The following is a 20,040-nucleotide window of genomic DNA, read 5'->3' on the forward strand; positions in this document are numbered from 1 at the left end:
GGGGGGGCGCCCCCGGGGGGCCCCCCCCCGGGGCGGGGGCCCCCGGGGGAACAGGCCGGGCCCGTACGGGCCCGGCATGATCCGCATGAGGCCCCGGCCGTGCCGCGACCGTCCGGGCGGTGGGCTACTCGCCCAGCGCGCGGGCCAGGACCGCGCGCTGCAGCGGCAGTACCTCGGCGTGCAGGTCGCGGCCCTTGCGGGTGAGCGTGACGTAGACGCCCCGCCGGTCCTCCGCGCAGAGGCTGCGGATGACCAGGCCGTCCTTCTCCAGCCGGGCGATGAGGCGGGACAGCGCGCTCTGGCTGAGGTGGACCCGCCCGCCCAGGTTCTGCACCCTGCACTGCTCGCCCTCCTCGGGCGGCGCGGTCGCGAGCAGGTCGAGCACCTCGAAGTCGGAGGCGCCCAGGCCGTACGGATGCAGCGCACGGTCGATCTCCCCGAGGGTGCGCGCGTGCACCGACAGAATCTCCCGCCACCGCTCCTCGAGCCGGATGCCGGCCGTCTCCGCTGCCATGAGTGAACGGTAACATTTGTTCGAAGTTCAACTAATGGTTGGGCAATGCACGGACCATGCGCGGGCGCCCGCGCGTCACGCCCCGTGACCGGCGCGCGCCTCTATGCCGACTCGCGCCTCACCAGTTCCGTCGGGAGGATCACCGTGGCCGGGTCCTCGCCGCCCACCTGGGCGAGCAGGACCCGTACCATCTCGGAGCTGATGCGGTCCCACGGCTGGCGGATCGTGGTCAGGCCGGGACTGGTGGAGACGGCGGCCTGGGAGTCGTCGAAGCCGCCGACCGCCACGTCCTGGGGCACCCGGCGCCCCGCGCGGTGCAGTGCCGTCAGCACGCCCTGCGCCATCAGGTCCGAGGCGACGAACACGGCGTCCATGTCCGGCGCGCCGGCCAGCAGCCGCTCCGCGCCCGCCTCGCCGCTGGCCCTGCTGTAGTCGCCGGAGACGATGAGCCGCTCGTCGATCCCGATGCCGGCCCCGGTGAGCACCTCCTTGTACCCGGCGAGACGCTCCACGCCACCCGGAGTGTCCAGCGGGCCGGTCACCACGCCCACCCTGCGCCGGCCCAGCCCCAGCAGATGGCGCACCATGTCACGGGCGCCGTCCCGGTCGTCCGCGGCCACGTAACTCACCTTGGAACCCAGCCCGATCGGCTTGCCGCACGCGACCAGCGGCACGCCCGCCGCCCGCAGCTCCTCGGCCACCGGATCGCCCGAGTGGCTGGAGACCAGCAGCACCCCGTCGACGTGCCCGGCGGCGATGTACCGCACTATGCGCCGCCGTTCGGCCTGCGTACCGGCGATCATCAGCAGCAGCGGAATGTCGTGCGCGGCCAGCGCCTGCGTGCAACCACGCAGCAGGACGTTGAAGTTGGGATCCTCGAAGAACCGCTCCTGCGGCTCCGTCAGCAGGAAGCCCACCGAGTCGGACCGGCCGGTGATCAGCGAGCGGGCGTGCCGGTTCACCACGTAACCCGTCCTGCGGATCGCGGCGTTGACCGCCTCCGCCGCGGACGGGCTGACGTAGTGGCCGCCGTTGAGCACGCGTGAGACGGTGCCGCGCGAGACACCGGCCTCACGCGCCACGTCGTGGATCGTCGGCGGCTTGCGCCTGCCCCCCGTGTTGCTCATGGTCATGACTTTACGGCCCCGGACAGCAGATCCAGGCTCCAGAACCGCTGGATGACCAGGAAGAGCGCGACCAGCGGGAACACCGCGAGGAACGCACCGGTGATCACCAGGGTGTACAGGGCCGGAGTGTTGGCGCCCTGCTCGAGGAGCGTGTGCAGACCGAGCGTGATCGGGAACTTCTCGTCGTCGCTGAGCATGATGTACGGGAGCAGGAAGTTGTTCCAGATCGCGACGAACTGGAACAGGAAGACCGTCACCAGTCCGGGCAGCATCATCGGCAGCGCGACCCGGGTGAAGATCCGCCACTCGCCCGCACCGTCCATCCGCCCGGCCTCCACCACGTCGGACGGCACCGACGCCGCGGCGTAGATCCGCGCCAGGTAGACGCCGTACGGGGAGAGGATCTGCGGCAGCAGCACGGACAGGTAGGAGTCCGTGAGGTCCGCCTGGGCCAGCAGCAGGTACTGCGGGACGGCGAGGATCACCGGCGGCATCAGCACACCCGCGAGCAGCACGTTGAACAGCGTCTCGCGGCCCCGGAAGCGGTAGACCGCCAGCGCGTAGCCGCTGACCGCGGACACGCACGTCGACAGCAGGGCGCCGAGGCCGGCGTACAGGGCGGAGTTGCCCATCCACTTCCAGTAGACGCCGTCGCGGTAGGCGTTCAGGTCCGAGAGGTTCTCGGTGAAGCCGGTGCCGGGCCAGAACGTGAACGTGGAGAACAGCTCGTTGCCGGACTTGGTGGACGCGATGACCACCCAGGCCACCGGCAGCAGGCAGTACAGCGCGCCGAGCAGCAGCGTCAGGGTGGGCACCAGGGCGGTGCGGCGGGGCCGCGCCGGACCCCGGCCGGCGCCCGGGACGGTGCCGGCCACGGGCTCGGCCTTGTGCAGGGCCACGGAACTCATCGGGCCGCTCCTTGACTGTCGTCCTGCTTGTTGCGTCGGTTCGCGGCCCGCAGGAAGCCGAAGGAGAGCACCAGGGTGGCGAGCGCGATGAGGGCGGCCTGGGCGGCGGCCGAGTGGATGTCGCCGTTGCCGAAGGCGTCCTGGTACACCTTCATCAGCGGACTCCAGGTGGTGGAGACGGAGTTGGTGAGCGGCTTCAGCGTGGTCGGTTCGTTGAACACCTGGAGGGTCGCGATGATCGAGAAGAAGAAGGTGAGCACCAGCGACGGCGCGACCATCGGGATCTTGATCTTCAGCGCGATCTGCAGGGGGGTGGCGCCGTCCAGCTTCGCCGCCTCGTACACCTCGGCCGGGACGGCCCGCAGCGCGGTGTAGATGACGATCATGTTGAAGCCGGTGCCGCCCCACACCGCGATGTTCGACAGGGCGAGGAACAGCGGACCGCCGTCCAGCAGGTCCGGCTGCGGCAGGCCGAGCCTGTCGAGCACGAAGTAGAACGGGCTCACGTCGGGCAGGTACAGGAAGCCCCACAGCAGCGCCGCGATCACGCCCGGAATGGCGTACGGCAGGAAGATCGCGAGCCGGGTGAAGGGCGCGAGCCGCACCCTCTCGGAGTCCAGCATCAGCGCGAACACCAGGGCGAGCCCCAGCATCACCGGCACCACGATGCAGCCGTAGCCGAGCACGCGCAGCGCGCCGTCCAGCAGCTCGCTGTCGGAGAGGGCGGCGGTGTAGTTCTCCAGGCCGGCCCAGACCTCCTTGCGGGCGCCCGCGCCCAGGCCGAGCCCGGACACCTGCACCTTGCGGAAGCTGAGCCAGATCGCGTACCCGATGGGCAGCGCGAAGAAGAGCAGGAAGAGGACCGTCGCGGGGATCAGGAAGAGGAAGGGGGCGCTTCGGGTGCGCCTCGCTGCGGAGGTGCGGGACGGGCGGGCGTACGGGGCCCCTTCGACCCCGTACGCCTTCCCGCGTGCCGGGGATGTCACGGAGCGACCTCGAAGCCCTGCTTCTTCAGGTCGGCGACCGTGTCCTGCTGCATGGTCTCCACGGCCGCGGCGAAGTCGGACTTGTTCTTCGCCGCGGCACCGAAGGCGTCCTTGAACGTCGTGTACGCCACGTTGACGTTCGGGCCCCAGGCGGACGGCGCGGTGGTCTGCGCGATCCCGGCGGCCTTCTTGTAGAAGTCCGGCTGGTTGGAGAAGTACTCCGGCGGGGTGGTGAAGGCGCCGCTGAGCTGGGCCGAGGTGGAGGCGGGGTAGATGCCGCTCTCCTTCGCCAGCGCGTTCAGGGCGTCGCCGTCGGTGTTCAGCCAGGCGGCGAACTTCGCGGCGGCCTCCTTGTTCCCGGAGTCCGTGGTGACGCCGGTGGAGGAGCCGCCCCAGCTGCCGGTGCGGTTCTCCCCCTCGGTCCACTGGGGGAGCGGAGCCATGGCCCACTTGCCCTTGGTGTCGGGCGCGGCCGTGCTCAGCGTGCCCGGCGCCCACACGGCGCTGACCCACGCGATCTGCTTGCCGGTGTTGAGCGCCTTGTTCCAGGCGGGGGTGTACATCGGCTGGTTGTCGATCGCACCCTCCTTGACCAGGCCGCCCCAGAACTCGGCGACCTTCTTGGTCGCGTCGTCGGAGATCCCGACCTTCCACTGGTCGCCCGACGTACTCCACCACTGCGCGCCGGCCTGCTGGGCCAGGCCCGCGAACAGACCCGAGTCGTTGGCGGAGAACGTGGTCAGGTCCGTCTCCGGCGACTCCTTCTTGAGCTTGCGCGCGGTGTCCGCGAACTCGTCCCAGGTCGTCGGCACCGTCAGGCCGTACTTCTTGAACAGGTCCTCGCGGTAGTAGAACATCATCGGCCCGATGTCCTGCGGAACCGCGTACACCGCGTCGGTGCCGAGCGTGGTCTGCTGCCAGACGCCGTCCGCGAACTTGCTCTTCGCGTCGCCCACGTCCTTCGAGATGTCGGCGAGCGCGTCATTGCTGACCAGCGTGGGCAGCGCCTGGTACTCCGCCTGCACCAGGTCCGGGGCCTTGCCCGCCTTGTGCGCGGTGAGGATCTTGGTGACCAGCGTGTCGCCGGACGCCTGCTTCTTCACCGTGACCTTGACCTGCTCCTTCTTGCCGGGGCCCTCGTTCCACAGGTCCACGACCTTGTCCATGCCCGGGGCCCAGGTCCAGTACGTCAGTGAGACCGGGCCGGACCGGGCCCCGCTGTCGTCGTCCGACGACGAGCCGCACGCGGCCAGCGTGGTGGCGCCGAGCGTGACCGCTATGGCGGAACTCACGAGGCGACGGTGCTTCGTGTATCGCATGGAACTCTCCCCTGACCTGGGCCCCCGCCTCTCGCGAAGGCCTGCTGCCCCAGCTGCGCGCGGCTCGTACCGTGGCTCGCGCTGCTCTGTGAGCGTTCACAGTAGAGAAACATCCCGGACACTTGTCAATGGTTGTTGCTGTGCGGTTATGTTGGCTTCACGCCGCCGAAAGTGTGTGTGTACGTTCCCAGCAGTTCGACATATCGGGAGACAATCCATGCCGGAGACCACCCCCCTGGGCCTCACCGGGCTCGCCTTCGGTGGGGACTACAACCCCGAGCAGTGGCCGGAAAGCGTCTGGACCGAGGACGTCCGGCTGATGCGTGAGGCCGGCGTCACCATGGTGAGCGTGGGCATCTTCTCCTGGGCCCTGCTGGAACCCTCGCCGGGTGTCCACGACTTCGGCTGGCTCGACCGGGTCCTGGACCTGCTGCACGAGAACGGCATCCGCGCCGACCTCGGCACACCCACCGTGGTGCCGCCCGTCTGGTTCTACCGCGCCCACCCGGACGCGCTGCCGGTGACCGCGGAAGGGGTGCGCCACGAATTCGGCTCGCGCGGCGCCATCTGCCACAGCAACCCCCACTACCGGGCCGCCGCCGCGGACATCACCACCCGACTCGCCGAGCGGTACGGGAGCCATCCCGCGCTCGCGATGTGGCACGTCCACAACGAGTACGGCGTCCCCGTCTCCGCCTGCTACTGCGACGGGTGCGCCGCGCACTTCCGCCGCTGGCTCGCGCGGACCTACGGCACCGTCGAGGCCGTCAACGAGGCCTGGGGCACCGCCTTCTGGGGCCAGCGCTACGCGGACTTCGAGCAGATCAACCCGCCGCGGCTCACCCCCACGGTCGGCAACCCGGGCCAGGCGCTGGACTACCGGCGGTTCGCCGACGCCACCGTGCGGGAGAACTTCGTCGCCGAGCGGGACATCCTGCACCGCCTCTCACCCGGCGTCCCGGTCACCACCAACTTCATGACGGCCCTCAGCCAGTGCGACTCCATGGACTACTGGGCCTGGGGCCGCGAGGTCGACTTCGTCACCAACGACCACTACCTGATCACCGACGGCCGCCGCACCCACGTGAACCTGGCGATGTCCGCCGACCTCACCCGGTCCGTCGCCGGCGGCGCCCCCTGGCTGCTGCTCGAACACTCCACCTCGGGCGTCAACTGGCAGCCCCGCAACCCCGCCAAGGCGCCCGGCCAGATGGCCCGCAACTCCCTCGCGCACGTGGCCCGCGGCTCCGAGGGCGCCATGTTCTTCCAGTGGCGCCAGTCCAGGCGCGGCGCCGAGAAGTTCCACTCGGCAATGCTCCCGCACGGCGGCACGGACACCCGTGTCTGGCGCGAGGTCGTCGAACTCGGCGCGAACATCGACGCGCTGACTCCTCTGCGCGGTACCCGCACCGAGGCCGACGTCGCCGTGCTGTGGGACTGGCACTCCTGGTGGGCGCAGAACCTCGACTGGCGCCCCACCGAGGACCACGACGCCCGCGAACGTGCCGACGCCTTCTACGAGGCGCTCTACGACCGCCACCTCACCGTCGACTTCGCCCACCCGGAAGCCGACCTGTCGCGCTACCCCCTGGTCGTCGTCCCCGCCCTGTACCTGATGACCGAGGCGGCGGGGAACAACCTCAAGGAGTACGTCGAGAACGGCGGCACCCTCGTCGTCTCGTACTTCTCCGGCATCGTCGACGAACACGACGCCGTGCACGAGGGCGCCCACCCGGGGGCCCTGCGGGACGTCCTCGGCCTGACCGTGGAGGAGTTCTCGCCGCTCGACGCCGGCGCCAGGGTGCGTCTGACCGGCCCCGACGGCTCCGAACTCGGCGCCGACGTATGGTCCGAGTTCGTGGTGCCGCGCGGCGCGGAGACCGTCTGGGCCTACGCCGACGGCCTCACCGCCGGCCGCCCCGCCGTCACCCGTCACCGTCTCGGCGAGGGCAGCGCCTGGTACGTCTCCACCCGGCTGGGCGCCGAAGGGCTGGACACCCTGCTCGGCTGGGCCGTCGAGGACACCGGGATCACCCCGCGCGCCGATCTGCCCCGCGACGTCGAAGTGGTGCGCCGCACCGGGGAGTCCGGCACCTTCCTGTTCGTGATCAACCACACCGCCGGCGACACCAAGGTGCCGCTGGACACCCCCGGTACCGAGCTGCTGACGGGTGAACGCGCCGCGGGCCGCCTGGCGGTCCCGGCCGGAGCCGTCCGGGTCGTCCGACTCGACGGCTGAACCACGACTCCCCTCCGCCCGCGTGAGCAGCGCACGCCGCGGGCGGAGGGAGGCCCCCGCCCCCGCAGCGGGCGGGGGCGGCCTCCCTCCCCACGTCGAAGGGACGACGGACACCGATGTTCCATCCCAGACGCACGTGCACACGTACTCGCATCCTCCGGGCCCTGCTCCTGCCGCTCGCCGCAGGGCTGGCCCTCACCACCCTGCCCGCCCAGCCCGCGACGGCGGCGAGCACCCTCACCAACGGCGGCTTCGAGAACGACGGTTCGGGGGCCGCGACCCCGGCCGGCTGGTCGGAGCGCGGCGCCACCGGCGCCTCGTACACCGAGTCCGGTGGCCGCAGCGGAAGTCACCGCCTGTCCCACTGGTCGTCCTCGGCCTACCGGGTGGAGACGTACCAGTACCTGTCCGGTCTGGCCAACGGCGACCACAGGCTGACCGCCTGGGTCCGCTCCGGCGGCGGCCAGAACGCCGCGTACCTCGCCCTCAAGAACTGCGGAGGCGCCGAACAGCGCACCGACCTGCCGGTCTCCGCCGGCGACTGGATACGGATCGTCGTGCCCGTCAGGGTGACGAACAACCAGTGCACGATCAGCGTCCACAGCGACGCCGGCGCGGGCAACTGGATCAACGTCGACGACCTGACCTTCGCCCCGGGCACCTCCGGCCTGGCGGTCAAGGGCGCCGACATCTCGTCCCTGCCCAAGAGCGAGGCCAAGGGCGGCGTCTACCGGACCGCCTCCGGCACCGCCGGCGACGGCGTCGCCATCCTGCGGTCCGCCGGAATGAACTACGCCCGCCTGAAGGTCTGGGTGAACCCGGCCGACGGCTACAACAACAAGGCACGCGTCCTCGCCATGGCCCAGCGCGTCAAGGCCCGGGGCATGAAGCTGCTGGTCGACTTCCACTACTCGGACACCTGGGCCGACCCCGGCAAGCAGACCAGGCCCGCCGCCTGGGCGGGACACTCCTACAGCCAGTTGAGGACGGACGTGTACCAGCACACGTACGACGTCCTCAACGCCCTCAAGGCGCAGGGCACCACCGCGGACATGGTCCAGGTCGGCAACGAGATCAACGGCGGCATGCTCTGGAACGAGGGGTCCACCGGCAACTGGACGCAGCTCGCCGGCCTGCTCAACTCCGGCTACGACGCCGTCAAGGCGGTCGCCCCGTCCACGACCGTCGCGCTGCACCTCGCCGAGGGAGGCGACCTCGACGGCACCCGCTGGTGGTTCGACAACGCGGTGTCCCGGGGCGTGAGGTTCGACGCCATCGGCCTGTCGTACTACGGCTACTGGCACGGTACGCTCCACGACTTCCAGACCACCCTGGACGACGCCGCCGCCCGCTACGGCAAGCCGGTCTTCCTCGCCGAGACGGCCTACCCGTTCCGCCTCGACAGCGAGGACGGGCTCGAGAACATCATCGACCTCACCGGGGAACTGGTCCCCGGCTACCCGGCGACCACGGCGGGCCAGACCCGGTGGATGAACGACGTGGCGAGCATCGTGGAGGCCGTCCCGAACGGGCGGGGCCTCGGCGTCTTCTACTGGGAGGCGACCTGGACCGCCCGCACCGGCAACGGCTGGGACCCGGCCGACCCGGCCTCCGGCAACGGCTGGGAGAACCAGGCGCTGTTCGGCTACGACGACCGGGCGCTGCCCGCGATGTCGTGGTTCGGCCACCGGTGAGCGTGTGAGTTCCTGACGTACGCCGGGCCCGGCCGCACGCGCGACGGTACGTGTGCGGCCGGGCCGCCCGCCGCTGTGCCGCGAAGGGGCGGTGCCGTCGGGTCACTGCCCCGTTCAACCACCCCATTCACCAGTCTGGTCGGCTGCCCCGGCAGGGGCACCGGAGCGCCTGACACGGGGCCGTCGGCTGCGGGACAGTGGAAGTGCCCGGAGCGGACGCCGGGGTGGAGGTGGACGACATGACCAGGACTCCCGACGACGGGACACGACTGCACATCCTCGCCTGGCTGAGAGAACCCGGCCGCGCCGAACACGGCGCCACCGCGGAGGCCGTCGCCGACCGGTTCGGCATGACCCGCCCGGTCGCCCTCACCCACCTCCGGCTGCTCACCGCCGTCGGCCTGCTGCGCACCGGCGGTGCCGCCGGCCGCCCGTACTACCGGCGCGACGAGGTACGGATCGCCGAGGTCGCGCGGATGTTCGAGAAGGGCTGGTAGCGCACACGGTCCAGGGGCTTCCCGGCCGAGGGCGTCAAGCCGGCACCCGGCCGCGAGCACGCCTCGCGGCGCGGCGGTGGGGCCCGCCGTATCCGAACCGCGGAGCCACCGCCGACGGTCCCTACTTGTGAGGACGCGCGCCCGCACGTCCTGGGCCGCTCGACGAGCAGGGGACCTGCGCCCGTGACACCCCCGCCCCCCGAGGCCCTCCGCGCACGCCCCGCCTTGCGCGCGCACGCTCCCGTCGTCGCCGTGGTGGCGCTCGGCGGGGGAGCGGGCGCCGCCGCCCCCGCTCCAACTGCTGCTCGGTATCGGTCTGTGCGGCGTCCTGACCACGTACTCCACCTTCTCCTGCGAGACCCTCCGCCTCGCCGAGACGGGGCCGTCCGCCATGCCGCCGCGCATGTCGTGGCGAGCGTCACGGCCGGCCTCGGCGCGGCCTTCGCCGGGACGGCCCCGGCCGGCGCGCTGTGGGCGTAGCGGGCCGCCCGTCCTTGCCCGACGACCTTCCGCCGGAGGGAGGGCCGCCGCCCGTCAGCGGGCCCCGCGCAGCGGTTCCCCCACGCTCCTGAGATGGCGCAGCGCCGTGGCGTACGAGGCGAACAGCCCCGTCCGGCAGTACGGGATGCCCAGCTCGGCGCAGTACCGCTCGGTGATGACCTGGGCCCGGCCGAGGGCGGGTGTGGGCATGCTGGGGAAGAGGTGGTGCTCGATCTGGTGGTTCAGCCCGCCCATGAAGAGGTCGACCATCGGACCGCCCGTGACATTGCGGGAGGTGAGGACCTGGCGGCGCAGGAAGTCCAGCTGCCGGTCCTCCTCGATCATCGGCATGCCCTTGTGGTTGGGGGCGAACACGGAGCCGAGGTAGATCCCGAACAGACCCTGGTGGACGGCGACGAAGGCGAGTGCCCTGCCGGGGGAGAGCACCGTGAACAGGCCGCCGAAGTACACGGCGAAGTGGGCGACGAGCAGGGTCCCCTCCAGCAGTGGCCGCTTCACGGCCGGGCCGCGCAGGGCCTTGAAGCTGCTGACACTCAGATTGAGGCCTTCCAGGGTCAGCATCGGGAGGAAGAGCGCGGCCTGGTGCTTGCCGATGAACCGGGCGGGACCCTGCGCCCGGCTCGCCTGGCGGCGCGACCAGACCAGCAGGTCGGGGGCGACGTCCGGGTCCTTCTGCTCGTGGTTGGGATTCGCGTGGTGGCGGGTGTGCTTGTTCATCCACCAGCCGTAGCTCATGCCCAGCAGCACGTCGGCCACCAGCAGACCACCCGCCTCGCTGAGGCGCCGGCGTGAGAACACCTGCCGGTGCGCCAGATCGTGGGCAGCCAGCGCGAGCTGTCCGAAGACCACCGCCAGGGCCGCCGCGACGAACAACTGGCTCCAGCGGTCGCCCAGCACGAGGAAGGCGGCGACACCTCCCGCGAGGGCGAGGCCCACGGCCCCCAGGCGCAGGGTGTAGTAGAGAGGGCGGCGCCTGAGCAGCCCTTCGGCGGTGATGCGCCGCGACAGTTCGGCGAAGTCGCTCCCCTTTTCGCCTGTACGCGCGGCCGGGATTTCCGTGAGCATCGTCGGATTGAGCACCGTTGGATCGACCATGCAAGTGAGTATGTGAACGGACGCCCCGCCGCAGAATGATGTTGACCCCCGGAACGAGGGGGTGGGTAGCCCCAGCGCGGGTGCCGTCCCGTCCGGCTTGACACCCCTCGCGTCCGCCCCGCACCATCACCCCCGTGAACCTGTCAGACAGCCAGACAGGTGGAGTCGGTCCGCGGCGCGTGAGCGCGATGGAAGCGGTCCTCTCCCACCTGCGCGACGCCATCGAGCGCGGCGAGTACGCCATCGGCGACAAGCTCCCCTCGGAGGCGGAGCTGTGCCGCACCCTCGAGGTCTCCCGGCCCGTACTGCGCGAGGCGCTGCGGGCGCTGCAGACCATGGGCCTGACCGCGTCCAGGACCGGCAAGGGCACCTTCGTCGTCGCCGACGCCGTCGGGGACCCCACCTTCGGCGACTACACGGCCGGCGACCTGCTGGAAGTGCGCCGCCACGTCGAGATCCCGGTCGCCCGGTACGCGGCCCGGCGGCGTACCCCCGAGCACCTCGAGGTCCTGCGCCGGCTGCTGGACCGGATGGACCGGGAGACCGACACCACCGCCTGGGCCGCCATGGACACCCACTTCCACCTCACAGTGGCCGAGGCCGCCCGGAATCCCGTGTTCCGCAGGGTCATCGAGGAGATCCGGGACGCGCTGGCGCGTCAGTCCGTCTTCCTCAACCAGCTCGGCGACCGGCGCGAACAGTCCAACCGCGAGCACCGGGCTGTCGTCGAGGCGCTGGCCGACGGCTCGGAGGACGCCGCCGCCGAGGCGATGGCGCACCATCTCGAGCGCGTCGGGACGACCCTCACGGCCATCGTGCGCCCGGCGCCCGCCGGCCCTCGGACGGCCGCCCGCGCGGTCCCGCCCACACGTACCCCCATGGCCCCCCACGGGCCCGCCCCCACGGAAGACCGATCCCGATGAACAGCACGTTCCCCGCGGCCGCGCCCCCGGTCCGCGAACCCCTCCACGCCCCTGTCGCCCACCTCGTCCGCGGCGGGGTCGTGGAAGGCGTCCACTACGGTTCCGTCGTCGTCCTCGGCGCCGACGGCGAGATCCGGCTCGGGCTCGGTGACATCGAGGCCGCCTGCTACCCGCGCTCCGCGCTCAAGCCCGTCCAGGCCGTCGCCATGGTGCGGGCCGGTCTCCCGCTCGAGGGCGAGCTGCTCTCCCTCGCCACCGCCAGCCACTCCGGCGAGGAACGGCACCTCGCCGGCACCCGGCGCGTCCTCGCGGGCGCCGGACTCACCGAGGACCACCTGCGCAACACCCCGGACCTGCCGTTCGGCCGGGCCGTACGCGAGACCTGGGCGCGCGAGGGCCGCCCGCCCTCCCGGCTCGCCCAGAACTGCTCCGGCAAGCACGCCGCCATGCTCCTCACCGCACGGCTCAACGGCTGGTCCCTCGGCGACTACCTCGACCCCGGCCACCCCCTCCAGCGGGCGATCGCCGAGACCGTCGAGGACCTCACCGGGCAGCGCGTCGCCCGGGTGACCGTCGACGGCTGCGGCGCGCCCCTGTTCGCCGTCTCCCTGTACGGCCTCGCCCGCGCCGTCGCCCGGATCACCACCGCCCTGCCCGGCACCCCCGAGGCCAGGGTCGCCGACGCGATGCGCGACCACCCCCAGATGGCGTCGGGCTCCGGCCGGGACATCGCCGCCCTGATGGGGGCCGTGCCCGGCCTGCTCGCCAAGGACGGATTCGAGGGCGTACAGGTCGCCGCCCTGCCCGACGGCGGCGCCGTCGCCGTGAAGATCTCCGACGGCGCCGACCGGGCACGCGTCCCGGTGACCGCGGCCGCCCTCGCCCTCGCCGGGGCCGATCCGGCCGCGCTCACCGCGTTCGCCGGCGAACCGCTGCTCGGCGGCGGCCTGCCGGTCGGCGGCATCCGTCCCGTACCCGCGCTGGAACCGCTGCCCGGGGCCGCCGCACGACGCTGACGGCCTCCCGGAGCATGGAGCGGCGGGCGGCGGCGGGGGAGGTGTGCCGGGGCGGCGGGTGGCGTCGGTCGCGGCCGGTCAGTCCGGCACCACCGGACCCCACCTGAGCCGCAGGAACAGGGCCACGCCCACCGCGCCCAGCAGGGCGGCGCCCGCGACCGTCCATGTCACCGACCGCTCGGGCCCCCGGCTCCGCGCCGCCGGAACCGCGGCGAGGGCCGGGGCGGTCGTGGGCTGCACCTGGGGCCCCGGCAGCGGCTTGACCCGCAGGGCGTCCAGCGATCCCACCGCATCGACCCGGCCGGACGCCTCGAACCCCCAGTCCAGCAGCGTGCGCGCCTCCTCGTACACGGCGTCCCCGCCGCTCCGTAGCGGGTTCAGCACCGTCACCACGAGGGTGCGTCCGTCCCTGTGGGCGGCCGCCACGAGCGTGTGGCCGGCGCTGCTGGTGTAGCCGTTCTTGATCCCGACGATCCCCGGGTACCGTTCCACCCCGTCCGAGCCGGTGAGCAGCCGGTTGGTGTTGCGGATTCCGTACGATCCGCCGTCGCGGCCCGGGAACATCGCCTCCTCGCGGGAGCAGTACCGGACGAAGTCGGGGCGGTGCAGCCCGGCCCGGCCGAACACCGCCAGGTCGAACGCCGACGACACCTGGCCCGGGGCGTCGTAGCCGTCGGGCGACTTCACCCACGTGTCGTGGGCACCGAGGGCGTGGGCCTTGTCCTGCATCCGCTCGGCGGTGACCTCCCAGCCGCCGTTGAGCGAGGCCAGCACATGCACGGCGTCGTTTCCCGAACTGAGGAAGACTCCGTTCCACAGGTCGGAGACCCGGTACGTGAGGTCCTCCGCGACCCCGACGCGGCTGCTGCCGGGGCCGATGCCCGTCAGTTCCTCCTCGCTGACGGTGTGCCGGATGCCGGCGGGCAGGACGGGCAGCACGGTGAGCGCGAACAGGGTCTTGAGGGTGCTGGCGGGCGGCAGCCTGCGGTGCGCGTCGTGCGCGGCGAGCACCTCACCGGAGTCGGCGTCGGCCACCAGCCACGACCGGGCGGTCAGCTCCGGGACCTCGGGTGCCCCGGCGCGCGGGCGGACCTGGGTGCCGGAGCGGTACAGCAGCGCGTCAGGCGCGACCCCGGCCGCGGACCGTGGTTCCGCGGCGGCTCGTGCTCCGGAGCCGGGCGACGGCGCGGGGTCCACGCGCGTACCGGCGGTCGCCGCGGCAGGGGCGAGCGCCAGCAGGCCCGCTGTGCAGAGGGCGCAAGTGGACACGGCAGCCCACGAAGCAAATCCGATAGTCATACCGCAAACGTAGGAAGGGGACCCCGGACGGCCGCGGTGACCGGGCCGGAAGCCCTCCACAAGCACCCGGATGCCGCACGGCGCTGCGACGGCTCTCCGTGGTCGAGGGGGCGACTGCCGGGCGCCGTCAGCTGCCGGGCAGGGTGGGCTGGACGCGCCGGAGGAAGGTCGCGTTGTCGGGGGCCTCGCGCATCCGCTCCAGCAGCGTCTCCAGGCCGGACTGCCCCTCCCGGGGCCCCAGCGCCCGCCTCAGGCCGCGCGCGGCCGACAATTCCGCGGGGGTGAGCAGCAGTTCCTCACGGCGGGTGCCGGACTGGACGATGTCGACGGCCGGGAACAGCCGGCGGGACGCCGCTTCGCGGCTCAGCCGGAACTCCATGTTGCCGGTGCTCTTGAGCTCCTCGAAGTAGAACTCGTCGGCACGGGAGCCCGTCTCCACCAGGGCCGAGGCGAGAATCGTGAGCGAACCGCCCTCCTCGGCCCGGCGCGCGGCACCGAAGAACCGCTTCGGCCCGATCAGCGCCGAGGTGTCGACCCCGCCGCTCATGGTGCGGCCACCGGAGGCGGCGGCGTTGTTGTACGCCCGGCAGAGTCGGGTCAGCGAGTCGAGCAGGATGACGACGTCCTCGCCTGCCTCGACCAGCCGCTTGGCCCGCTCGATCACCAGCTCGGCCAGGGCGATGTGCTGCTTGGCGGGCCTGTCGAAGGTCGAGGCGTACACCTCGCCGTGCACCGAGCGCCGCATGTCGGTGACCTCCTCGGGGCGTTCGTCGAGCAGCACCACCATCAGGCGGCACTCGGGGTGGTTGCCCGCGACGGCCGCCGCGAGCTGCTGGATCAGCACGGTCTTGCCGGTCTTCGGCGGGGCCACGAGCAGACCGCGTTGCCCCTTGCCGACCGGGGCGAGCAGATCGACGACGCGCCCGGCCAGACCGGACGCGGGGTGCTCCAGGCGCAGCCGCTCCTGCGGGTGAAGCGGCGTCAGGTCCCCGAAGCGGGGCCGGCCGCGCAGCGCTTCTGGGGCGCGGCCGTTGATCCGGGTGACCTCGGTCAGGTCGCCCCGGTCGCCGCGCAGGCCCTCGGTCAGGTCGCCCTTGCGCAGGCCGTACCTGCGGAGCGTGGCGGGGGAGACGGCGGGGTCGGAGGAGGAGGGCAGGCAGGTGCCTGCCCGCAGGTGCCCCTTCCCGGCCGCATCGACGTCGAGGACGCCGCTGACGGGCCGGGACTGCTGCCGGACGGAGGGGCGGTCGAGTGTGGGGGTGGTCATGAGGTCGGTCCTTTCGTGGACGACGGGGGCGGAGAGAACACACGCGGGGAAGGGGAGAACCGCGCAGCAGGACGCGTCCAGCGCCCGGGGCGGTGGGAACAGCACCTCGGCCACGGCGGTGGAGCCCCGCTCACGAGGTGGTGTGGAAAAGCCGGACGGCCGGCCCGAAACGACGGGCGGAACGGCGTACCGGGGAGAATCCGAGGAAGAACTGGCACCGACGCCCTACCAGGGCATGAAACGGGTGCTCTTTGCACTGTACCACGGGGCCGCGGGTTCACAGGTCCACGGGGTGTGCGAGGGAGTGGAGCCGGAAAGGGCCCGCCGGAGGAGACCGGCGGGCCCCGGGGCAGGGCTGGGGGAGCGGTTCAGGCCGAACGGTCCTGCGCGGCACGTGCGATCTGGTCGAACTTCGCGCCCATGGCCGCCTGGAGTGCCTGAGCGCCCGACAAGGGCCGGACCATCACGGTGAGTTGGTCGATGCGGCCCTCGTCGTCGACATGGATGATGTCGCAGCCCTCGACCTCGCGGTCGCCCACGCGAGCGGTGAACACGAGGACATGGTCACGGCCGTTCGCGTCATTGACCTCCCGCACATAGCGGAAGTCCTCGAAGACCTCCGCCACCGCGTGCAGGATCGCCGCGGTGACCGGCCTGCCGGTGTAGGGCTTGAAGACGACCGGACTGGAGAAGACGACATCCTCCGCCAGCAGCGCTTCGGCGGCGTCCATGTCGTGCGCCTCCACGGCCTCACGGAATGCCCGCATCACAGCTCCTCACAGTCAACGGATCGCACAGTGCGCACGAGGTTAGTCCCACGGCCGGCTCCTGGGTCTAGGCTGATCCGATGTTCAGCCCCGAAGGCCCCCGCCTGCGCGAACTCGCCGTCCAGGTGATGTCGTCCGTGGAACGCGGATACGACCTCCTCGCGCCGAAATTCGACCACACCCCCTTCCGTACGCCCGACTCGGCGCTCGACGCCACCGCCGTGGCACTGCGGAGGCTGGGGCCGTTCGACTCCGGCCTCGATCTGTGCTGCGGCACCGGCGCGGGTATGGACGTCCTGGCGAGGGTGTGCCGCCGGAGCATCACCGGCGTCGACTTCAGCGCGGGCATGCTCGACGTCGCGCGCGAGCGGACCCGGACCGAGGGGCCGGCGGCCGGCTGGGTGCGGGCGGACGCGCGGGCGCTGCCGTTCGGGCCGGCCTTCGACCTGGTGGTGAGCTTCGGGGCGTTCGGCCACTTCCTGCCGCGTGAGCTGCCAGGGCTGTTCACCCAGGTCCACCGTGTACTGCGGCCCGGGGGGCGGTTCGCCTTCCCGGTGGTCGCCCCGCCCCGGCCGGGCTCGCTCGTGCACGGAATGCTCCTGGGCTTCGACATGGTGATGCGGGTGCGCAACGCGGTGTGGCGCCCGCCGTTCGTCATGTACTACCGCGCCCTCCGCTTCGGTGCTCTCCGGCGCGAGCTGGACCGGGCCGGATTCCGGGTCGAACTCCACCCGCTGCCAGAGTTCGGGCGGCGGCCGGACGGCAGCCCCCGGGTCCGTCTGGTCGTCGCCGAGCGGCCCGTGGAGCAGCGGCTCGGCCGCGAGCCGTCCGCCGCGCCGGTCAGACCGCGGCGGGCAGAGTGAACTCGTAGACCAGCGCGTCCTGTTGGGCGTCCACGATCAGCTCGGTGATCTCCAGGGGCCGGGCGTACTGGTCGTGCACCCGTCGGGTGACCCGAACGGACGGTGTGCCCGCGATCCGGGTGATCGTGTCGCGGTGGTGCAGTGTCAGCCCGGCCCTGCGCAGCCAGTCGTAGGCGCGCCGCAGCTCCGCGGCGGTGGTGCCGTCGGCCCGGTCGCGGTAGCGCGCCAGCTCCTCGACCTCGGCGAGCGCGACGGTGGAGAACGAGGTCACGGCCGTCCGCAGTTCGCGCCCGTCGGCCGACGCGGACCAGTAGCGGTGCACCAGGGTCGGCCGGGAGGGTGCCAGGGCCAGCGCCTCGGCGTGCCCGGGAGGCGGAGACTCCCAGGACACGGTGGCCCGTGCCATCGCGTCCCGGCCGACGTGCCGCGCGCCGACCGGGAAGGTGAGCGCGGCGGGCGTCTCCACCGGCGGGCTCTTCAGGGTGGCATGGCTGCCCCGCCGGTCGGTGGCGACCAGGCCGTCGCGGCGCAGCACCTCCAGCGCCTGTCGTACGGTCTCCCGGCTCACTCCGAAGTGCTCGGCCAACTGCCGCTCACCCGGGAGCCGTTCGCCGGGCGGAATGGCTCCGTCGCGCAGCTCGCCGAGCAACTCCGTCGCGATCCGCCGGTAGAGCGGCTCATCCTCGGGGTGCGCGGGGTCGCGCGGTGCGGTGGACCGGGCGGTGGGTGGAGAGGCCTGCGGAGGATCGTGCGGGGTGGTGCGGGCCATGCCGCGCCTCCTGTTGGTGACGTTCCGTAGTGGTGCGGGCTCGTTGCGCCACCACATCTACCACTGGTCTAAACCAGCAGGGAAGAGCGGTCCGTGAGTTCGGCCGAAACGGGACCGGGGCGGCGCCCGCCGCGCGGCACCGTGCGGGAGGGTGCGCGCGGTGCCGCGGCAGCCGAGTCCCCTTGTCCCGGAGCCGGACGGGATACGGGAGCCGCCGAAGCCGTCCTGTCCGAAAGTCCGCGGTGCGGTCCCTCAGATGTACGAGCGCATCCAGCGGAGCTGGGCCGCCTCCTGGAAGGGGCCGCCGCCCTCGTGGTCGTTGAAGTCGTACACCTCGATCGCCTTGTCGTCGTGCGTCCAGGCGTTGAACGCCGCGAAGACCGTCGAGGGCGGGCAGGTCTGGTCCTCGAGGCCCGTCGAGAACAGCGCGGGCGCCGAACCGCGGGCGGCGAAGTGCACGCCGTCGAAGTAGGACAGGGTGCGCAGGGCGTCCTCGGTGCGGCCCCGGTGCGTCCTGAGATAGAGGCCTATCTCCCGGTACGGATGCCGGTCGGTGAGCGTCGCCGCCCGCGGGAAGTCGCACAGGAACGGCACGTCCGGGGCCACCGCCGCGAGGTCCGGGACCAGGCCGCCCACCGCGAGGGTGATGCCGCCGCCCTGACTCGAGCCGAGGACCGCGGTGCGCGCCGCGTCGGTCAGGGGGTGGGAACGGGCGGCCTCCACCGCGCGCACCGCGTCCGTGAACACCCGGCGGTAGTAGTAGTTCTCCGGCGCGTCGATACCGCGCGTCATGAACCCGGGGTACGCGGGCGCGCCGCCCACCGGGTCCGCCGTGTCACCGCCGCCACCCCAGGCGCTGCCCTGGCCGCGGGTGTCCATCACGAAGTGCGCCCGGCCCGTCGAGGCCCACAGCAGGTGCTCGTGGGGCAGCCCGCGGCCACCGCCGTAGCCGATGAACTGCACGACCAGCGGCAGCGGCGCCTCGGCCCCGGCCGGCAGCGTCAGCCAGCCCTTGACCGGATGCCCCCCGGACCCGGCGAACGTCACGTCGAAGACCCGCACCGTGGACAGGCCCGTGTCGACCGGCTCGAAGCGGGCGTCCAGGTCGTGCTCGCGCGCCTGGGCGAGGGTCCCGGTCCAGAACGCGTCGAAGTCCCCCGGTGTCGTGGACGCGCTCCGGTACTCGCGCAGCTCGTCGAGGGGAAGGTCGAACAGGGGCATGAAGAACCGCCTTTGTGCCGGGACAGTACGAAGCGATCACACCGTACGTGGACCGTCGGAGCGCCCGCCAGATCCTGCGCCGGACTCGATCCATGCATACGCAAGAAAGGAGAGACGCAGGTAAAGGGTATGGAAAGCGTTTGCCATCGCCGAGTCCGGAACGGCAGCTCGCCGGCCCCGGAGCGGTCCGGCCCCGGAGCGGTCCGGCCCCGGGGCGGCCGGCGTGGTGGCGGTGGCGCGGACCCGGTGAGCGGTGCGGGTCAGCCGAAGCGCTCGATACGGATGCGGTCCACGGGCTGTCCGGCCGCGACGAGCAGTCCGGAGGCGTGCTCGGCAAAGGAGTTGGAGCCGCACACATAGGCTTCCCACCCACCCGGAGGGGCTTCGGCCAGGAGTGGCGCCACATGTGCGGCCGCCATACGCCCCACGGCCGTGCCCTCCGGCGCGCTCCGGGTGAACACCCGCAGGGTCTCCGCGCCGAACTCGCCCGCGTAGATCAGCTCCTCGGGACTGCGCGCCGACACCAGCAGCCGCAGGGGCAGCGACAGAGCCCGGGCCCTGTGGTGCCGCACCATCGACATCAGCGGGACGACGCCCGAGCCAGCGCCCACCAGCAGCGCGGGCCGGTCGCCCGGCCAGGCGAAGAAGCCGCTCAGCGGGCCGCGCACCTCGACCCGGTCACCGGGCCGGGCCACCGAGTGGAACCAGCTCGACACCTCGCCGCCCGCCACATGGTCCAAAGTCAGCTCGATGTGCCCGGAGTCGTCCGGCGCGGACGCGATCGAGTAGTGGCGCTGGGCCACGTAGCCGTCCTCGGCGGTCAGCCGCAGCAGCAGGTGCTGGCCGGGCACATGCCCCGGCCAGCCGGGCACGGCGAAGCGGAAGGTCGCGGCGCGCGGGGTCTCGCGACGGATGTCGGTCAGTGTCGCCGTCCGCCACACCGAGGCCGTCTGCTCGCTCACCCCGATGCGTCCGGGCACGGCGAACCGTGTCGGAGGGATGAACGGCGCCGGCGAGGACTCCGCCTTCCGGCTC

The 20,040-nt window shown here is 72.3% G+C and carries 18 protein-coding genes and 1 pseudogene; 7 read left to right on the forward strand and 12 right to left on the reverse strand.

The annotated features are described in order from the left end of the window. Nucleotides 1-124 precede the first annotated feature (124 nt). From ACIF80_RS13780 to ACIF80_RS13800, 5 genes are all read right to left on the reverse strand, one after another. On the reverse strand, nucleotides 125-514 hold the full coding sequence (locus tag ACIF80_RS13780) for a MarR family winged helix-turn-helix transcriptional regulator (RefSeq protein WP_399803517.1): 390 nt from the start codon (nucleotides 512-514) through the stop codon (nucleotides 125-127). A 101-nt stretch (nucleotides 515-615) separates the two neighbouring features. Then, nucleotides 616-1,647, reverse strand: coding sequence for a LacI family DNA-binding transcriptional regulator (locus tag ACIF80_RS13785; protein WP_399803519.1), 1,032 nt, complete (start codon nucleotides 1,645-1,647; stop codon nucleotides 616-618). Beyond that, nucleotides 1,644-2,549, reverse strand: a complete 906-nt coding sequence (locus ACIF80_RS13790; RefSeq protein ID WP_399803522.1) for a carbohydrate ABC transporter permease — start codon at nucleotides 2,547-2,549, stop codon at nucleotides 1,644-1,646. Before ACIF80_RS13790 ends, ACIF80_RS13785 begins: the two co-directional genes overlap by 4 nt. Continuing rightward, nucleotides 2,546-3,535, reverse strand: coding sequence for a carbohydrate ABC transporter permease (locus tag ACIF80_RS13795; protein WP_399803525.1), 990 nt, complete (start codon nucleotides 3,533-3,535; stop codon nucleotides 2,546-2,548). Before ACIF80_RS13795 ends, ACIF80_RS13790 begins: the two co-directional genes overlap by 4 nt. Continuing rightward, nucleotides 3,532-4,854 carry an ABC transporter substrate-binding protein gene (locus tag ACIF80_RS13800; RefSeq protein ID WP_399803528.1) on the reverse strand — a complete coding sequence of 441 codons (1,323 nt, stop codon included), beginning with the start codon at nucleotides 4,852-4,854 and terminating at the stop codon, nucleotides 3,532-3,534. Before ACIF80_RS13800 ends, ACIF80_RS13795 begins: the two co-directional genes overlap by 4 nt. A gap of 217 nt (nucleotides 4,855-5,071) precedes the next feature. Here ACIF80_RS13800 and ACIF80_RS13805 point away from each other — a divergent pair, with 217 nt between their 5' ends. The 4 genes and pseudogenes from ACIF80_RS13805 to ACIF80_RS13820 all read left to right on the forward strand — a co-directional run. After that, nucleotides 5,072-7,093: a beta-galactosidase gene (locus ACIF80_RS13805; RefSeq protein WP_399803531.1), complete on the forward strand. Its 2,022-nt coding sequence runs from the start codon at nucleotides 5,072-5,074 to the stop codon at nucleotides 7,091-7,093. Nucleotides 7,094-7,209: 116 nt separating this feature from the next. After that, entirely contained in the window at nucleotides 7,210-8,787 is a 1,578-nt protein-coding gene (locus ACIF80_RS13810; RefSeq protein WP_399803534.1) for an arabinogalactan endo-beta-1,4-galactanase, read from the forward strand. A gap of 239 nt (nucleotides 8,788-9,026) precedes the next feature. Then, a complete protein-coding gene (locus tag ACIF80_RS13815; protein ID WP_399803537.1) occupies nucleotides 9,027-9,284 on the forward strand; it encodes an ArsR/SmtB family transcription factor in 258 nt (85 codons plus the stop codon). Between the two features lie 286 nt (nucleotides 9,285-9,570). Further along, nucleotides 9,571-9,764 (forward strand): annotated as a pseudogene (locus ACIF80_RS13820) (fluoride efflux transporter FluC); the annotation flags it as partial. Between the two features lie 54 nt (nucleotides 9,765-9,818). Here ACIF80_RS13820 and ACIF80_RS13825 read toward each other — a convergent pair. Continuing rightward, nucleotides 9,819-10,850, reverse strand: a complete 1,032-nt coding sequence (locus ACIF80_RS13825) for a fatty acid desaturase family protein (protein ID WP_399803973.1) — start codon at nucleotides 10,848-10,850, stop codon at nucleotides 9,819-9,821. Between the two features lie 164 nt (nucleotides 10,851-11,014). On the opposite strand from ACIF80_RS13825, the gene ACIF80_RS13830 reads away from it, so the two are divergent. Further along, nucleotides 11,015-11,803 carry a FadR/GntR family transcriptional regulator gene (locus ACIF80_RS13830; protein WP_399803539.1) on the forward strand — a complete coding sequence of 263 codons (789 nt, stop codon included), beginning with the start codon at nucleotides 11,015-11,017 and terminating at the stop codon, nucleotides 11,801-11,803. After that, nucleotides 11,800-12,819 carry an asparaginase gene (locus ACIF80_RS13835; RefSeq protein ID WP_399803542.1) on the forward strand — a complete coding sequence of 340 codons (1,020 nt, stop codon included), beginning with the start codon at nucleotides 11,800-11,802 and terminating at the stop codon, nucleotides 12,817-12,819. Before ACIF80_RS13830 ends, ACIF80_RS13835 begins: the two co-directional genes overlap by 4 nt. A gap of 78 nt (nucleotides 12,820-12,897) precedes the next feature. On the opposite strand, the gene ACIF80_RS13840 is transcribed toward ACIF80_RS13835, so the two are convergent. From ACIF80_RS13840 to ACIF80_RS13850, 3 genes are all read right to left on the reverse strand, one after another. Beyond that, nucleotides 12,898-14,118, reverse strand: coding sequence for a D-alanyl-D-alanine carboxypeptidase family protein (locus tag ACIF80_RS13840; RefSeq protein WP_399803544.1), 1,221 nt, complete (start codon nucleotides 14,116-14,118; stop codon nucleotides 12,898-12,900). Between the two features lie 127 nt (nucleotides 14,119-14,245). Further along, nucleotides 14,246-15,499 carry a transcription termination factor Rho gene (rho, locus tag ACIF80_RS13845; RefSeq protein ID WP_399803547.1) on the reverse strand — a complete coding sequence of 418 codons (1,254 nt, stop codon included), beginning with the start codon at nucleotides 15,497-15,499 and terminating at the stop codon, nucleotides 14,246-14,248. Nucleotides 15,500-15,753: 254 nt separating this feature from the next. Further along, nucleotides 15,754-16,152, reverse strand: coding sequence for a nuclear transport factor 2 family protein (locus tag ACIF80_RS13850; RefSeq protein ID WP_399803551.1), 399 nt, complete (start codon nucleotides 16,150-16,152; stop codon nucleotides 15,754-15,756). 80 nt (nucleotides 16,153-16,232) lie between these two features. Between ACIF80_RS13850 and ACIF80_RS13855 the strand changes: the two genes are divergently transcribed. Further along, entirely contained in the window at nucleotides 16,233-17,015 is a 783-nt protein-coding gene (locus ACIF80_RS13855) for a class I SAM-dependent methyltransferase (protein WP_399803553.1), read from the forward strand. Here ACIF80_RS13855 and ACIF80_RS13860 read toward each other — a convergent pair. From ACIF80_RS13860 to ACIF80_RS13870, 3 genes are all read right to left on the reverse strand, one after another. After that, on the reverse strand, nucleotides 16,993-17,784 hold the full coding sequence (locus tag ACIF80_RS13860; protein WP_399803555.1) for a GntR family transcriptional regulator: 792 nt from the start codon (nucleotides 17,782-17,784) through the stop codon (nucleotides 16,993-16,995). The genes ACIF80_RS13855 and ACIF80_RS13860 overlap by 23 nt on opposite strands. Nucleotides 17,785-18,036: 252 nt before the next feature. Continuing rightward, a complete protein-coding gene (locus ACIF80_RS13865; protein ID WP_399803558.1) occupies nucleotides 18,037-19,005 on the reverse strand; it encodes an acetylxylan esterase in 969 nt (322 codons plus the stop codon). Nucleotides 19,006-19,265: 260 nt separating this feature from the next. Next, nucleotides 19,266-19,985, reverse strand: a complete 720-nt coding sequence (locus tag ACIF80_RS13870; protein WP_399803976.1) for a ferredoxin reductase — start codon at nucleotides 19,983-19,985, stop codon at nucleotides 19,266-19,268. Nucleotides 19,986-20,040: the final 55 nt, after the last annotated feature.

Origin of the sequence: Streptomyces sp. NPDC085927 (assembly GCF_044540975.1) — a bacterium.
GTDB classification, from domain to species: Bacteria; Actinomycetota; Actinomycetes; order Streptomycetales; family Streptomycetaceae; genus Streptomyces; species Streptomyces hirsutus.

What these genes read in the sequence shown, in the direction of transcription:
- ACIF80_RS13860 (WP_399803555.1), bottom strand. Translation starts at nt 17,784, where the DNA reads ATGGCCCGCACCACCCCGCACGATCCTCCGCAGGCCTCTCCACCCACC.
- ACIF80_RS13805 (WP_399803531.1), top strand. Translation starts at nt 5,072, where the DNA reads ATGCCGGAGACCACCCCCCTGGGCCTCACCGGGCTCGCCTTCGGTGGG.
- ACIF80_RS13810 (WP_399803534.1), top strand. Translation starts at nt 7,210, where the DNA reads ATGTTCCATCCCAGACGCACGTGCACACGTACTCGCATCCTCCGGGCC.
- ACIF80_RS13840 (WP_399803544.1), bottom strand. Translation starts at nt 14,118, where the DNA reads ATGACTATCGGATTTGCTTCGTGGGCTGCCGTGTCCACTTGCGCCCTC.
- ACIF80_RS13780 (WP_399803517.1), bottom strand. Translation starts at nt 514, where the DNA reads ATGGCAGCGGAGACGGCCGGCATCCGGCTCGAGGAGCGGTGGCGGGAG.
- ACIF80_RS13835 (WP_399803542.1), top strand. Translation starts at nt 11,800, where the DNA reads ATGAACAGCACGTTCCCCGCGGCCGCGCCCCCGGTCCGCGAACCCCTC.
- ACIF80_RS13850 (WP_399803551.1), bottom strand. Translation starts at nt 16,152, where the DNA reads ATGCGGGCATTCCGTGAGGCCGTGGAGGCGCACGACATGGACGCCGCC.
- ACIF80_RS13815 (WP_399803537.1), top strand. Translation starts at nt 9,027, where the DNA reads ATGACCAGGACTCCCGACGACGGGACACGACTGCACATCCTCGCCTGG.
- ACIF80_RS13855 (WP_399803553.1), top strand. Translation starts at nt 16,233, where the DNA reads ATGTTCAGCCCCGAAGGCCCCCGCCTGCGCGAACTCGCCGTCCAGGTG.
- ACIF80_RS13785 (WP_399803519.1), bottom strand. Translation starts at nt 1,647, where the DNA reads ATGACCATGAGCAACACGGGGGGCAGGCGCAAGCCGCCGACGATCCAC.
- ACIF80_RS13800 (WP_399803528.1), bottom strand. Translation starts at nt 4,854, where the DNA reads ATGCGATACACGAAGCACCGTCGCCTCGTGAGTTCCGCCATAGCGGTC.
- ACIF80_RS13790 (WP_399803522.1), bottom strand. Translation starts at nt 2,549, where the DNA reads ATGAGTTCCGTGGCCCTGCACAAGGCCGAGCCCGTGGCCGGCACCGTC.
- ACIF80_RS13825 (WP_399803973.1), bottom strand. Translation starts at nt 10,850, where the DNA reads ATGCTCACGGAAATCCCGGCCGCGCGTACAGGCGAAAAGGGGAGCGAC.
- ACIF80_RS13865 (WP_399803558.1), bottom strand. Translation starts at nt 19,005, where the DNA reads ATGCCCCTGTTCGACCTTCCCCTCGACGAGCTGCGCGAGTACCGGAGC.